14 protein-coding genes and 2 tRNA genes are annotated in these 13,424 nt (G+C 56.4%); 11 read left to right on the top strand and 5 right to left on the bottom strand.

All coding sequences use genetic code 11. The annotated features are described in order from the left end of the window. Positions 1-36: 36 nt before the first annotated feature. Positions 37-113, top strand: a tRNA-Asp gene (locus ACZ6J2_RS20695). Between the two features lie 53 nt (positions 114-166). Next, a tRNA-Trp gene (locus tag ACZ6J2_RS20700) sits at positions 167-241 on the top strand. A 99-nt stretch (positions 242-340) separates the two neighbouring features. On the opposite strand, the gene hdfR is transcribed toward ACZ6J2_RS20700, so the two are convergent. Next, positions 341-1,162 carry an HTH-type transcriptional regulator HdfR gene (gene hdfR, locus ACZ6J2_RS20705; RefSeq protein WP_023309659.1) on the bottom strand — a complete coding sequence of 274 codons (822 nt, stop codon included), beginning with the start codon at positions 1,160-1,162 and terminating at the stop codon, positions 341-343. 118 nt (positions 1,163-1,280) lie between these two features. On the opposite strand from hdfR, the gene ACZ6J2_RS20710 reads away from it, so the two are divergent. Beyond that, positions 1,281-1,619 carry a MaoP family protein gene (locus tag ACZ6J2_RS20710; RefSeq protein ID WP_023309658.1) on the top strand — a complete coding sequence of 113 codons (339 nt, stop codon included), beginning with the start codon at positions 1,281-1,283 and terminating at the stop codon, positions 1,617-1,619. A 29-nt stretch (positions 1,620-1,648) separates the two neighbouring features. On the opposite strand, the gene ACZ6J2_RS20715 is transcribed toward ACZ6J2_RS20710, so the two are convergent. Further along, the gene (locus tag ACZ6J2_RS20715; protein WP_471726560.1) at positions 1,649-3,169 is read right to left on the bottom strand and encodes a YifB family Mg chelatase-like AAA ATPase; all 1,521 of its coding nucleotides are present in this window, start codon (positions 3,167-3,169) and stop codon (positions 1,649-1,651) included. 341 nt (positions 3,170-3,510) lie between these two features. Here ACZ6J2_RS20715 and ilvL point away from each other — a divergent pair, with 341 nt between their 5' ends. The 7 genes from ilvL (at position 3,511) to ilvA (ending at position 10,061) form a co-directional block, all read left to right on the top strand. After that, positions 3,511-3,609 carry an ilv operon leader peptide gene (gene ilvL, locus ACZ6J2_RS20720; RefSeq protein WP_001311244.1) on the top strand — a complete coding sequence of 33 codons (99 nt, stop codon included), beginning with the start codon at positions 3,511-3,513 and terminating at the stop codon, positions 3,607-3,609. A gap of 86 nt (positions 3,610-3,695) precedes the next feature. Further along, complete coding sequence (ilvX, locus tag ACZ6J2_RS20725) at positions 3,696-3,746, top strand: peptide IlvX (RefSeq protein ID WP_166792073.1); 51 nt, start codon at positions 3,696-3,698, stop codon at positions 3,744-3,746. Positions 3,747-3,748: 2 nt separating this feature from the next. Beyond that, positions 3,749-5,395 carry an acetolactate synthase 2 catalytic subunit gene (ilvG, locus tag ACZ6J2_RS20730; RefSeq protein WP_368744205.1) on the top strand — a complete coding sequence of 549 codons (1,647 nt, stop codon included), beginning with the start codon at positions 3,749-3,751 and terminating at the stop codon, positions 5,393-5,395. Continuing rightward, complete coding sequence (gene ilvM, locus ACZ6J2_RS20735) at positions 5,392-5,655, top strand: acetolactate synthase 2 small subunit (RefSeq protein ID WP_024907956.1); 264 nt, start codon at positions 5,392-5,394, stop codon at positions 5,653-5,655. Before ilvG ends, ilvM begins: the two co-directional genes overlap by 4 nt. A gap of 18 nt (positions 5,656-5,673) precedes the next feature. Further along, positions 5,674-6,603, top strand: a complete 930-nt coding sequence (ilvE, locus tag ACZ6J2_RS20740; protein WP_023326297.1) for a branched-chain-amino-acid transaminase — start codon at positions 5,674-5,676, stop codon at positions 6,601-6,603. A gap of 60 nt (positions 6,604-6,663) precedes the next feature. Further along, positions 6,664-8,514, top strand: a complete 1,851-nt coding sequence (ilvD, locus tag ACZ6J2_RS20745; protein ID WP_471726561.1) for a dihydroxy-acid dehydratase — start codon at positions 6,664-6,666, stop codon at positions 8,512-8,514. A gap of 2 nt (positions 8,515-8,516) precedes the next feature. Continuing rightward, a complete protein-coding gene (gene ilvA / locus ACZ6J2_RS20750) occupies positions 8,517-10,061 on the top strand; it encodes a threonine ammonia-lyase, biosynthetic (protein ID WP_024907958.1) in 1,545 nt (514 codons plus the stop codon). A 45-nt stretch (positions 10,062-10,106) separates the two neighbouring features. Here the strand turns inward: ilvA and ilvY are convergent, their stop codons facing one another. Then, positions 10,107-10,997, bottom strand: coding sequence for an HTH-type transcriptional activator IlvY (ilvY, locus tag ACZ6J2_RS20755; protein ID WP_032641403.1), 891 nt, complete (start codon positions 10,995-10,997; stop codon positions 10,107-10,109). A gap of 152 nt (positions 10,998-11,149) precedes the next feature. On the opposite strand from ilvY, the gene ilvC reads away from it, so the two are divergent. Continuing rightward, on the top strand, positions 11,150-12,625 hold the full coding sequence (gene ilvC, locus ACZ6J2_RS20760; RefSeq protein WP_023333828.1) for a ketol-acid reductoisomerase: 1,476 nt from the start codon (positions 11,150-11,152) through the stop codon (positions 12,623-12,625). A 93-nt stretch (positions 12,626-12,718) separates the two neighbouring features. Here ilvC and ppiC (ACZ6J2_RS20765) read toward each other — a convergent pair whose 3' ends face one another. Both ppiC (ACZ6J2_RS20765) and ppiC (ACZ6J2_RS20770) read right to left on the bottom strand, forming a co-directional pair. Next, entirely contained in the window at positions 12,719-13,000 is a 282-nt protein-coding gene (gene ppiC, locus ACZ6J2_RS20765; RefSeq protein ID WP_023309650.1) for a peptidylprolyl isomerase PpiC, read from the bottom strand. Positions 13,001-13,050: 50 nt separating this feature from the next. After that, positions 13,051-13,332 carry a peptidylprolyl isomerase PpiC gene (gene ppiC / locus ACZ6J2_RS20770; RefSeq protein ID WP_023309649.1) on the bottom strand — a complete coding sequence of 94 codons (282 nt, stop codon included), beginning with the start codon at positions 13,330-13,332 and terminating at the stop codon, positions 13,051-13,053. Between the last annotated feature and the right edge of the window lie 92 nt (positions 13,333-13,424).

A 13,424-nucleotide genomic window follows, 5' to 3' on the forward strand; every position in this document is an offset into this window, starting at 1 on the left:
CGGTGCATAAATCCGGTGGTTACAGCAGTCTTCGGTGGAGCGGTAGTTCAGTCGGTTAGAATACCTGCCTGTCACGCAGGGGGTCGCGGGTTCGAGTCCCGTCCGTTCCGCCACTTATTAAGACATTAAGCCTGCCTTGTTGGCAGGCTTAATGGCAAAAAACTTTAGGGCGTAGCTCAGTTGGTAGAGCACCGGTCTCCAAAACCGGGTGTCGCGAGTTCGAGTCTCTCCGCCCCTGCCATATAGAATCCTTTGCTTCGGCAAAGGATTTTTTTTTGCCTAAAACATTGCAGAAAACTCTCTTCTTAATTTTCAGCCAGCATCCCTGCTGGCTGATGCATCAATCCATTACATTGATTTTTAACAGATCTTTTATCTGTGATTGCTTATCACTGTTTTGCAGCCAAATTGCATACAGCGGCCTGGTAAGCGTGGTGGAATCCATCACGGTGTGCAGCCCAGCTTTAGTGTCTGCCCAGCGAACAGGTAACCAGGTACAACCTTTCAGCAGGGGCAGCTGCTGACAGGCGATCTCTGCCGAGCTGGTCGTTAACTGCGGAACATCATCAGGTGCAATCAGTCCCGTCTCGTGCTGCTGAAAATCCGGTCCCCATTCCAGGCGTAAATAGGTCAGGTCTGCCTTCATCATCGAAGGTTCAGACGCATAAAGCGCCAGGCCAAACTGGCCCACAATCTGGCTGCTAAATTCGTCCATCTTGGGGGCTTCGGTTGTGATCAGAAGATCAAGCTGGCGCTCATGAAGTTGCTTAACCAGCGACTGCCGTTGCGCAATTCTGGCCTCAAATTGCAGGTGGCCATGTGAATGATACAGTCGGGTAAGCCACTGACTTAGCATGCATTCCCACAGAGAAGCGCTTGCCCCTATCGAGAACTCATTATGTCTTGAAGTATGTGCCACCTCTTTACGTGCCGCCTGCCAGGTATTCATGAGCGTTTCTGCGTACGGCAGCAGTTTCTCACCGGCAGGCGTTAAGCGAATATTGTTGCGATGGCGGGTAAAAAGATTCACACCCAGTTGATTTTCCAGCTGTCGAATACGAAAACTGACTGCTGACTGCGTCAGGTAAAGGGCTTCAGCTGCTCGCCCAAAGTGGCGTGTTCTGCTCACTTCAAGGAAAGTTTTAAGCAATTCCGTATCCACATCTTTCTCCGCAAAATTATTTGTCGTTATGATTTAAATGTTTTGTTTTACACTCTGTCAAGCGTAACTAATACTCCGCGCCATAAATAGCTCGGCCAAAGAATTAGGAGCGTGTAGGATGGCGGAAAGCTTTACGACGACTAATCGTTTTTTCGACAATAAACATTATCCGCGCGGGTTCTCTCGTCACGGCGATTTCACCATCAAAGAAGCTCAACTGCTTGAGCGCCATGGTTATGCCTTTAACGAGCTGGATCTGGGTAAGCGTGAACCTGCAACCGAAGACGAAAAACAGTTTGTTTCTGTTTGCCGTGGTGAGCGTGAGCCGGAGTCTGAAGCGGAACGCGTATGGATCAAGTACATGGCGCGCATTAAGCGTCCTAAGCGCTTCCATACGCTGTCTGGCGGCAAGCCGCAGATGGAAGGGGCAGAAGACTACACCGAGTCTGATGACTAAAATAAAGAGAAGGGGCTACGGCCCCTTTTTTATGCCAGCAATTTCTGCAAATGCAGCAGCAAACGATCGATAGCGCGGTAGCTCAGCGCCTCCTGCAAATGTTTCCTCTCAATGTCAGTGCACCCCTCTACGTCAGCAATAGTTCTAGCCACCTTCAGCAAACGCTGCCATGCACGTATCGACAGCCCGAACCGCGTCAACGTCTCCTCGAGCCATCCCGCATCCTCAACGTTAAGAGAACAAAACTGCCGGATCCCGGCATTATCCAGCCGCGCATTCAGCCTGTTCTGACGAGCGTACTGCCGCGTCTGGGCAGCAATCACCCGTTCGCGTACCTCCGCTGAGCTTTCACCCGTTATGCCCGTTTGCCTGAGCAGACCCGGCGGGGGAAGGGGAATTTCGAGGGATAAATCGAAACGGTCAAGGAACGGGCCGGATAACTTACCCAGATAGCGCAACGTCTGCTCTGGCGTACAGCGGTTATGGTTGCCCTGGTAGTGACCCGTCGGGCTGGGATTCATCGCCGCGACCAGCTGAAACTGTGCGGGATAGCTTATTTTGGCTCTTGTGCGTGAGATATGTATCTCACCGGATTCAATGGGCTCCCTCAGTGCATCCAGCACGCGGCGCTCAAACTCAGGCAGTTCATCAAGAAACAGAATGCCATTGTGTGCCAGCGAGATCTCTCCCGGCCCCGGAATCGCCCCGCCGCCGACCATTGCCGTCAGTGAAGCGCTATGATGCGGGGAACGAAAAGGACGACGGCGCCACTGTTTTTGCAACGATGTCGAACTGATAAGGCTATATATGGCGGCGCTTTCCAGCGCTTCATGATTATTGAGCGGTGGAAGTAACCCACTCAACCTGCTTGCCAGCATGGTTTTACCCGTACCTGGCGGGCCAATTAACAGAAGATTGTGTCCACCTGCAGCCGTAATCTCCAGCGCCCGTTTCCCTTGCTCCTGTCCCATAATTTCGCTGAGATCCTCTGGTGCATTCGCTATAACATCATCACACTCCTCCGGCTCGGACAGTTCATGCCGCCCTTCCAGCCAGGCACAAACTTCCTGTAAATGCCCGGCGATGAGACACCCCTTCTCGGCGATAAGACTCACTTCTGATGCGTTTTCATTGGCGACAATGATTTGCCGCCCTGCTCGTATGGCTTCCAGCGCTCCCGATATCGCACCGGGAACGCCTCTTAACGCGCCTGTGAGCGCGAGTTCGCCAACGAACTCATACGAGCCTAACCGTGTCGTATTAAGCTGCTCAGAAGCCGCGAGAAGGGCAATTGCGATAGGTAAATCGTATCGTCCCCCCTCTTTAGGCAGATCGGCGGGGGCAAGGTTGATGGTGATCTTCTTCGCGGGGAAGGTATAACCGCTATTTATTATTGCGCTGCGAACGCGATCCCTGGCCTCTTTAACCGTCGTTTCAGGTAACCCGACAAGCGTGAGTCCGGGTAGCCCATTGCTCAAATGAACCTCGACAGAAATAAGCGGTGCCTTTACCCCGAGAGCCGCACGCGTATAAACAACTGACAGTGACATTTGCACTACCTCCTGGTGTGACTATGCCAGCGCCTGTTTTGTCTGTTTAGCGTCATTTTGCGAATTTACGCCGCCTGTTCAGAGATTTTAAACACACAATGAAACCCTTGCATAACCGTGGAAGTCTTCTCGCAGAATGTAAAAAGCCCCGTTTTGGCTCTAAGATCGACAGTAAAAAAATGAAAAATATTCATTTTCTAATTTCCGTATATAAAACAACGGTTTTAAGAAATATGATTCGCGGCCTAATCAAATCCGTCATAAATAAATCTTGTGTTTGATTTAAAAACTGTGATAACTCTTTAGGTATTCCTTCGAACAAGATGCAAAAAGAACTGAAAATGACAGCCCTTCTACGAGTGATTAGCCTGGTCGTGATTAGCGTGGTGGTGATTATTATCCCACCGTGCGGGGCTGCACTTGGACGAGGAAAGGCTTAGAAATCAAGCCTTAACGAACTAAGACCCCCGCACCGAAAGGTCCGGGGGTTTTTTTATGACTAAAAAACGTAAATGAGGAGCAGAGAATGACGACTAGCACAAAATTCTGTTTCTCCCGATTTATGACGGGGAACTAACTATGAATGGGGCACAGTGGGTAGTACATGCGTTGCGCGCGCAGGGAGTCGAAACCGTATTCGGTTATCCGGGTGGCGCAATTATGCCGATTTACGATGCACTGTATGACGGCGGCGTGGAACATCTCTTGTGTCGACACGAGCAGGGCGCAGCGATGGCAGCCATTGGCTATGCCCGCGCGACAGGTAAAACCGGCGTGTGTATGGCGACTTCAGGCCCGGGCGCAACGAACCTGATCACCGGCCTGGCTGACGCGCTGCTGGATTCCGTTCCCGTTGTCGCCATCACCGGGCAGGTGGCGTCTCCGTTCATCGGTACCGATGCTTTCCAGGAAGTTGACGTCCTCGGTTTATCGCTGGCCTGCACCAAACACAGCTTCCTCGTCCAGTCTCTGGAGGAGCTGCCGCGCGTAATGGCAGAAGCGTTCGACGTGGCAAACTCAGGTCGTCCTGGTCCGGTACTGGTCGATATCCCGAAAGATATCCAGGTGGCACTCGGCGAGCTGGAACCGCACTTCTCTACCGTTGAAAGCGACGATGCCTTTCCGGATGCGGAAGTTGAAGAGGCCCGTCAGATGCTGGCGCAGGCGAAACAGCCGATGCTGTACGTCGGCGGTGGCGTCGGCATGGCACAGGCCGTTCCTGCCCTGCGAGAATTTATCGCAACAACGCAGATGCCGGCGACCTGCACGCTGAAAGGTCTCGGTGCAGTCGACGCGGATTACCCCTACTATCTGGGCATGCTGGGGATGCACGGCACCAAAGCGGCAAACCTGGCGGTGCAGGAGTGCGATCTGCTCATTGCCGTAGGTGCCCGTTTTGATGACCGCGTCACCGGCAAGCTGAATACCTTTGCTCCGAACGCCAAAGTCATCCATATGGATATCGACCCGGCGGAGATGAACAAGCTGCGTCAGGCGCACGTCGCCTTGCAGGGCGATCTCAACGCGCTGTTACCGGCATTGCAGCAGCCGCTGGATATCAACGCATGGCGTCAGCACACCGCTGATATGCGCGCCGAGCACGCCTGGCGTTACGACCACCCCGGCGAGGCCATCTACGCGCCGCTGCTGTTGAAGCAGTTGTCCGATCGTAAACCGGCTGACAGCGTCGTCACTACCGACGTAGGCCAGCACCAGATGTGGTCCGCGCAGCACATGACCTACACCCGTCCGGAAAACTTCATCACCTCCAGCGGGTTAGGGACGATGGGCTTCGGTCTGCCGGCAGCCGTTGGCGCGCAGGTTGCCCGCCCGAACGATACCGTTATCTGTATCTCCGGTGACGGCTCCTTCATGATGAACGTTCAGGAGCTCGGCACCGTTAAGCGCAAACAGTTGCCGCTGAAGATCGTGTTGCTCGACAACCAGCGTTTAGGGATGGTTCGCCAGTGGCAACAGCTGTTCTTCCAGGAGCGCTACAGCGAAACGACTCTCACCGATAACCCCGATTTCCTCACCCTGGCCAGCGCCTTCGGCATCCCTGGTCAGCACATCACCCGTAAAGATCAGGTTGAAGCGGCGCTCGACACCATGCTGAACAGCGATGGGCCTTACCTGCTTCATGTCTCAATCGACGAACTCGAGAACGTCTGGCCGTTGGTACCGCCTGGTGCCAGTAACTCACAAATGATGGAGAAATTATCATGATGCAGCATCAGGTCGCCGTACAGGCTCGCTTCAATCCGGAAACCTTAGAACGCGTTTTGCGTGTGGTGCGTCATCGTGGTTTTCAGATTTGCTCTATGAATATGGAGACGGCCACTGACGCCCGGAATATCAGTATCGAATTAACCGTTGCCAGCCCGCGGTCGGTCGACTTACTGTTTAGTCAGTTATCAAAGCTGGTAGACGTTGCCCATGTTGCCATCTGCCAGAGCACAACCACATCACAACAAATCCGCGCTTAAGCGTGACAGGACGAAAAAATGACGACAAAAAAAGCTGATTACATTTGGTTCAACGGTGAGATGGTTCGCTGGGAGGACGCGAAGGTCCACGTGATGTCCCACGCGCTGCACTACGGTACCTCCGTATTTGAAGGCATCCGCTGCTACGATTCTCACAAAGGGCCAGTGGTGTTCCGCCATCGCGAACACATGCAGCGTCTGCATGACTCAGCCAAAATTTATCGTTTCCCGGTTTCTCAAAGCGTCGATGAGCTGATGGAAGCCTGCCGCGACGTTATCCGTAAAAACAACCTGACCAGCGCCTATATTCGTCCGCTGGTGTTCGTGGGCGACGTCGGCATGGGTGTGAACCCGCCAGCCGGTTATAACACCGATGTGATCATTGCCGCGTTCCCATGGGGTGCCTACCTGGGTGCAGAAGCCCTGGAGCAGGGGATCGACGCAATGGTCTCTTCCTGGAACCGCGTGGCGCCAAACACCATCCCGACCGCCGCGAAAGCAGGCGGTAACTATCTCTCCTCATTGCTGGTCGGTAGCGAAGCGCGCCGCCACGGCTATCAGGAAGGTATCGCCCTCGACGTAAATGGCTACATCTCAGAAGGTGCGGGTGAAAACCTGTTTGAAGTGAAAGACGGCATTCTGTTCACGCCGCCGTTCACCTCGTCCGCGCTGCCGGGCATCACCCGTGACGCCATCATCAAGCTGGCGAAAGATCTGGGTATCGAAGTGCGCGAGCAGGTGCTGTCCCGCGAATCCCTGTATTTGGCGGATGAAGTGTTTATGTCCGGTACGGCGGCTGAAATCACGCCGGTACGCAGCGTAGACGGTATCCAGGTGGGCGAAGGCCGCTGTGGCCCGGTCACCAAACGTATTCAGCAAGCGTTCTTCGGCCTCTTCACCGGCGAGACAGAAGATAAATACGGCTGGTTGGATCAGGTTAATCACTAAGCATAAATTTGGGACGGCACGCACCGTCCCATTAAATAGTCAGACGGGAGTCAATAAAGCATGCCTAAGTATCGTTCAGCCACCACCACCCACGGCCGTAATATGGCGGGAGCCCGCGCGCTGTGGCGCGCCACCGGAATGACCGACGCCGATTTCGGCAAGCCGATTATCGCCGTGGTGAACTCCTTCACCCAGTTCGTACCGGGCCACGTGCACCTGCGCGATCTCGGCAAGCTGGTTGCCGAGCAAATCGAAGCCTCCGGCGGCGTGGCGAAAGAGTTCAACACCATTGCGGTGGATGACGGTATCGCGATGGGGCACGGGGGCATGCTCTATTCACTGCCATCGCGCGAGCTGATCGCCGACTCCGTAGAGTATATGGTTAACGCCCACTGCGCCGATGCGATGGTCTGCATCTCCAACTGCGACAAAATCACCCCGGGGATGCTGATGGCCTCCCTGCGCCTGAACATTCCGGTGATCTTCGTCTCCGGCGGCCCGATGGAAGCGGGGAAAACCAAGCTCTCCGACAAAATCATCAAGCTCGACCTGGTTGATGCGATGATCCAGGGCGCGGACCCGAAAGTCTCTGACGAGCAGAGTGACCAGGTGGAACGCTCCGCGTGTCCGACCTGCGGCTCCTGTTCTGGTATGTTCACCGCCAACTCCATGAACTGCCTGACCGAAGCGCTGGGCCTGTCTCAGCCGGGCAACGGTTCGCTGCTGGCGACCCACGCCGACCGTAAGCAGCTGTTCCTCAACGCCGGTAAGCGCATCGTTGAGCTGACCAAACGCTACTACGAGCAGGACGACGCCAGCGCGCTGCCGCGCAACATCGCCAGTAAAGCCGCGTTCGAAAACGCCATGACGCTGGATATCGCCATGGGCGGCTCCACCAACACCGTACTGCACCTGCTGGCCGCCGCGCAGGAAGCCGAAATCGACTTCACTATGAGCGACATCGATAAGCTCTCCCGCAAAGTCCCGCAGCTGTGTAAAGTCGCGCCGAGTACCCAGAAGTACCATATGGAAGACGTACACCGCGCGGGCGGCGTGCTGGGCATTTTGGGCGAGCTGGATCGCGCCGGGCTGCTGAACCGTGACGTGAAAAACGTGCTTGGCCTGACGCTGCCGGAATCGCTGGACCAGTACGACGTCATGCTGAGCAAAGACGACGCGGTGAAAAAGATGTTCCGCGCCGGTCCTGCCGGTATTCGTACCACCCAGGCGTTCTCGCAGGATTGCCGCTGGGACACTCTGGACGATGACCGCGCCGAAGGCTGCATCCGCTCGCTGGAACATGCCTACAGCAAAGACGGCGGTCTGGCCGTGCTGTACGGTAACTTCGCGGAAAACGGCTGCATCGTGAAAACCGCAGGCGTGGACGACAGCATCCTGAAATTCACCGGTCCGGCGAAAGTGTACGAAAGTCAGGATGAAGCGGTAGACGCCATCCTCGGCGGCAAAGTGGTGGAGGGCGACGTGGTTGTCATTCGCTACGAAGGGCCGAAAGGCGGTCCCGGCATGCAGGAGATGCTCTACCCAACCACCTTCCTGAAATCCATGGGACTCGGTAAAGCGTGTGCGCTGATCACCGACGGGCGTTTCTCTGGCGGCACCTCCGGCCTCTCTATCGGCCACGTTTCGCCGGAAGCGGCAAGCGGCGGCAACATCGCCATCATCGAAGATGGCGACCTGATCGAAATCGACATTCCGAATCGCGGCATTCAGCTGAAGCTGAGCGACCAGGAAATTGCGGCCCGTCGTGAAGCGCAGGAAGCCCGCGGCGATAAAGCCTGGACGCCGAAAGACCGCCAGCGTGAAGTCTCCTTCGCCCTGCGCGCCTACGCGAGCCTTGCCACCAGTGCAGATAAAGGCGCGGTGCGCGATAAATCTAAACTTGGGGGCTAATGATGGCCGAGTCACAACCCTTATCCGCCGCCCCTGAGGGGGCGGAATACCTGAGAGCGGTGCTACGCGCGCCGGTCTATGAAGCCGTGCAGGTCACGCCCCTGCAGAAAATGGAAAAACTCTCTTCACGCCTCGACAACGTCATTCTGGTGAAGCGCGAAGACCGCCAGCCGGTGCACAGCTTTAAGCTGCGCGGCGCCTACGCGATGATGGCCGGGCTGACCGACGAGCAAAAAGCGCGCGGCGTGATTACCGCGTCGGCGGGCAACCACGCCCAGGGCGTGGCGTTCTCGTCTGCCCGTCTGGGGCTGAAAGCGCTGATCGTGATGCCGGTTGCTACCGCAGATATCAAAGTCGACGCGGTGCGCGGTTTCGGCGGCGAAGTGCTGCTCCACGGCGCCAACTTTGACGAAGCCAAAGCCAAAGCGATTGAGCTGGCGCAGCAGCAGGGTTTCACCTGGGTGCCGCCGTTCGATCACCCGATGGTGATTGCCGGGCAGGGCACGCTGGCGCTTGAGCTGCTGCAGCAGGATGCCCATCTTGACCGCGTCTTCGTCCCGGTGGGCGGCGGTGGCTTAGCCGCAGGCGTGGCGGTACTTATCAAACAGCTAATGCCGCAGATCAAAGTCATCGCCGTTGAAGCGGAAGATTCTGCTTGCCTGAAAGCGGCGCTGGATGCCGGGCATCCTGTGGACCTGCCGCGCGTCGGGCTGTTTGCCGAGGGCGTTGCGGTGAAGCGCATTGGGGATGAAACCTTCCGCCTGTGCCAGGAATATCTCGACGATATCGTCACGGTTGATAGCGACGCCATCTGCGCGGCGATGAAGGATCTGTTCGAGGATGTGCGCGCGGTGGCTGAACCTTCCGGCGCGCTGGCGCTGGCGGGGATGAAAAAATACATCGCGCAGCACAACATTCGCGGCGAGCGTCTGGCGCACGTGCTGTCTGGTGCGAACGTGAACTTCCACGGTCTGCGCTACGTTTCCGAGCGCTGCGAGCTGGGTGAACAGCGGGAAGCGCTGCTGGCGGTGACGATTCCGGAAGAGAAAGGCAGCTTCCTGAAGTTCTGCCAGCTGCTGGGCGGCCGTTCGGTGACGGAGTTCAACTACCGTTTTGCCGATGCCAAAGACGCCTGCATTTTTGTCGGCGTGCGTCTGAGCCGCGGCGTGGAGGAGCGCAAAGAGATCCTCAACCTGCTGCATGAGGGCGGCTACAGCGTGGTCGATCTTTCAGACGACGAGATGGCGAAGCTGCACGTGCGCTACATGGTCGGCGGGCGCCCATCGAAGCCGCTCCGGGAACGTCTGTTCAGCTTCGAGTTTCCGGAATCACCGGGCGCGTTGCTCAAGTTCCTGCACACGCTGGGCACGCACTGGAACATTTCCCTGTTCCACTACCGCAGCCACGGTACCGACTACGGCCGCGTGCTGGCGGCGTTCGAACTGGGCGAGCACGAGCCGGATTTTGAAACGCGGCTGAACGAGCTGGGCTATGAGTGTCACGACGAAACCCATAACCCGGCGTTCAGGTTCTTTCTCGCGGGCTAAGGGCTAAGCTGCGTGTAGGCCTGGTAAGCGCAGCGCCACCCGGCTTTAGTGGTTCGGCAATATCTGCCAGAACGCATCAATAAGCGGCTCATGCAGCCGCTTTTTTTGTGCGCACACGCCAAGCTCAAACGGCGTCTTCTCGTCGCTGCGCTCCAGAATCATCACGCGATTGCGCACCGGTTCGGGGCTGTTTTCCAGCACCACTTCCGGCAGCAGCGCCACGCCGCAGCCGAGCGCCACCATCGACACCATTGCCTCATGGCCGCTGACCGTGGCGTAAATCGACGGGTTGCTGATTTTCTGGCGGCGGAACCACAGCTCAATACGGCGGCGCACCGGCCCCTGATCGGCCATGATAAACGGTACCGTGGACCAGTCCGGTTTTTCCACCGACACCTGGTTACGTACCGGGCAGGGCAGCGCCGGGGCAATGAGTACCACCGCCAGATTCTCCAGCATGGAGAATGCCACCGCGCCCGGCAGGGTTTCAGGTTTCCCGGCAATGGCGAGATCCGCTTCGCCCGTTACCACTTTTTCCATTGCGTCGGAGGCATCGCCGGTGGTGAGCTTAATTTCAACCGACGGATGCGCCGCGCGGAAGCGGTCAAGGATGGGTGGCAGATGGCTGTAGGCGGCGGTCACGGAGCAAAAAATATGCAGCTCGCCGGAAAGTGACGGCCCCTGCTGGTCAATCGAGTGCCGCAGCTGCTGGTACTGCAGCAGCGTCTGCTGGGCAAAAATGCGTAGCTCTTCGCCCGCTTCCGTGAGGGTGACGGTGCGGTTATCGCGCACGAACAGCGGCTGGCCGAGGTCTTCCTCAAGACGCTGGATCTGGCGTGAAAGCGTGGAGGGGCTAACGTGCATCGCCCGGGCGCTGCGGCCAAAATGGCGGCTTTCCGCCAGGTGCAGGAACATTTTCAGATCGCGTAAATCCACCGATTCCACTCCCTCTTTTTATATTGCAAAAATTGCAACATGACGTTGTGAATATATCAATTTCCGCAATAAATTTCCTGTTGTAATGTGGGTACATTCTCGCTGAAACGCGAACCGAACAATAAGACACACAACATCACGAGGTATCACCCATGGCTAACTACTTTAATACACTGAACTTGCGCCAGCAGCTGGCGCAGCTGGGCAAATGCCGCTTCATGGCGCGCGATGAATTTGCCGATGGCGCGAGCTACCTTCAGGGTAAAAAAGTGGTCATCGTCGGCTGTGGCGCACAGGGTCTGAACCAGGGCCTGAACATGCGTGACTCCGGTCTGGATATCTCCTACGCTCTGCGCAAAGAAGCGATCGCCGAGAAGCGTGCTTCCTGGCGTAAAGCGACCGAAAACGGCTTCAAAGTGGGCACCTACGAAGAGCTGATCCCGCAGGCGGATCTGGTGGTTAACCTGACGCCAGACAAGCAGCACTCTGACGTTGTGCGTTCCGTACAGCCGCTGATGAAAGACGGCGCCGCACTGGGTTACTCCCACGGCTTCAACATCGTTGAAGTGGGCGAGCAGATCCGCAAAGACATCACCGTGGTGATGGTGGCGCCGAAGTGCCCGGGTACGGAAGTACGTGAAGAGTACAAACGTGGCTTCGGCGTGCCGACCCTGATCGCGGTTCACCCGGAAAACGATCCGAAAGGCGAAGGCATGGCGATTGCCAAAGCGTGGGCAGCGGCGACCGGCGGCCACCGTGCGGGCGTGCTGGAATCTTCCTTCGTTGCCGAAGTGAAATCTGACCTGATGGGCGAGCAGACCATTCTGTGCGGCATGCTGCAGGCCGGTTCTCTGCTGTGCTTCGACAAGCTGGTGGAAGAAGGTACCGACCCGGCCTACGCGGAAAAACTGATCCAGTTCGGCTGGGAAACCATCACCGAAGCGCTGAAGCAGGGCGGTATTACGCTGATGATGGACCGTCTGTCCAACCCGGCAAAACTGCGTGCTTACGCGCTGTCTGAACAGCTGAAAACCATCATGGCACCGCTGTTCCAGAAACACATGGACGACATCATCTCCGGCGAATTCTCTTCCGGCATGATGGCGGACTGGGCGAACGACGATAAAAACCTGCTGACCTGGCGTGAAGAGACCGGTAAAACCGCGTTCGAAACCGCGCCACAGTATGAAGGTAAAATCGGCGAGCAGGAGTACTTCGATAAAGGCGTACTGATGATCGCGATGGTGAAAGCAGGCGTTGAGCTGGCGTTCGAAACCATGGTGGATTCCGGTATTATCGAAGAGTCTGCGTACTACGAATCTCTGCACGAGCTGCCGCTGATCGCGAACACCATCGCCCGTAAGCGTCTGTACGAAATGAACGTGGTAATCTCTGATACCGCAGAATACGGTAACTACCTGTTCTCTTACGCTTGCGTACCGCTGCTGAAAGAGTTTATGACCACTCTGCAGACGGGCGATCTGGGTAAAGCGATTGCGGAAGGTGCCGTGGATAACGCGCAGCTGCGCGATGTGAACGAAGCCATTCGCAGCCACCAGATCGAGAAAGTGGGTCACAAACTGCGTGGCTACATGACCGATATGAAGCGTATCGCTGTAGCGGGTTAACACCTGGTGCGGGCTGATGCCCTCACCCCGGCCCTCTCCCACAGGGAGAGGGTGCAAACATTAAAGGCCTTCTCTTCGAGAAGGCCTTGTTGTTTATTTCCGATACAGTACTTTAATAATGTGATACCCGAACTGGGTATGCAGCGGGCCGGTTGGCTCCAGCACCGGGCAGGAGAACACCACTTTATCGAACGCCGGAACCATCTGGCCCTGGCGGAACTCACCCAGATCGCCGCCGCGTTTGCCTGACGGGCAGATGGAATGCTTCTTCGCCAGCTTGCCGAAGTCGGCACCGTTTTTAATCTGCTCCAGAAGATCTAAAGCCAGTTTCTCTTCTTTAACGAGGATGTGCACTGCTGCTGCTGTTTTTGCCATGATCGTGCCTTGAATAGGTTGAAATAAATCGGGGCGCAATATACCACGCGTCAGCGGCGATAAAGCACCTTAATGATATGGTAGCCAAATTTGGTTTTTACCGGGCCGTAGGGCTTCAGAAGCGGGCAGCTAAAGACCGCCCGATCGAACGGGCCGACCATCGCACCTTGTTGAAACTCGCCGAGATCCCCGCCATTGCGGCCGGACGGGCATTTAGAGTAACGCTTCGCCAGATGATCAAAGCTGATGCCGCGCTCCAGCTTGGCCAGGATCTCCTGGGCCAGTTTCTCTTCTTTTACCAGAATATGCAGGGCTGCTGCGGTCTTTTTCATGGTTCTGCTCTACGGGTTAAACGCGATTTCTCCACTTTATCATTAGCCGGTAAATCTGCGCCCGGCTTTCTGCTACAATCCACACCCCGTTC

The sequence above is a fragment of the Enterobacter sp. E14S genome (genome assembly GCF_055666685.1).

What these genes read in the sequence shown, in the direction of transcription:
- ACZ6J2_RS20710 (WP_023309658.1), top strand. Translation starts at nt 1,281, where the DNA reads ATGGCGGAAAGCTTTACGACGACTAATCGTTTTTTCGACAATAAACAT.
- ppiC (WP_023309649.1), bottom strand. Translation starts at nt 13,332, where the DNA reads ATGAAAAAGACCGCAGCAGCCCTGCATATTCTGGTAAAAGAAGAGAAA.
- ilvA (WP_024907958.1), top strand. Translation starts at nt 8,517, where the DNA reads ATGGCCGAGTCACAACCCTTATCCGCCGCCCCTGAGGGGGCGGAATAC.
- ilvC (WP_023333828.1), top strand. Translation starts at nt 11,150, where the DNA reads ATGGCTAACTACTTTAATACACTGAACTTGCGCCAGCAGCTGGCGCAG.
- ilvL (WP_001311244.1), top strand. Translation starts at nt 3,511, where the DNA reads ATGACAGCCCTTCTACGAGTGATTAGCCTGGTCGTGATTAGCGTGGTG.
- ACZ6J2_RS20715 (WP_471726560.1), bottom strand. Translation starts at nt 3,169, where the DNA reads ATGTCACTGTCAGTTGTTTATACGCGTGCGGCTCTCGGGGTAAAGGCA.
- ilvG (WP_368744205.1), top strand. Translation starts at nt 3,749, where the DNA reads ATGAATGGGGCACAGTGGGTAGTACATGCGTTGCGCGCGCAGGGAGTC.
- ilvM (WP_024907956.1), top strand. Translation starts at nt 5,392, where the DNA reads ATGATGCAGCATCAGGTCGCCGTACAGGCTCGCTTCAATCCGGAAACC.
- ilvD (WP_471726561.1), top strand. Translation starts at nt 6,664, where the DNA reads ATGCCTAAGTATCGTTCAGCCACCACCACCCACGGCCGTAATATGGCG.
- ppiC (WP_023309650.1), bottom strand. Translation starts at nt 13,000, where the DNA reads ATGGCAAAAACAGCAGCAGCAGTGCACATCCTCGTTAAAGAAGAGAAA.
- ilvE (WP_023326297.1), top strand. Translation starts at nt 5,674, where the DNA reads ATGACGACAAAAAAAGCTGATTACATTTGGTTCAACGGTGAGATGGTT.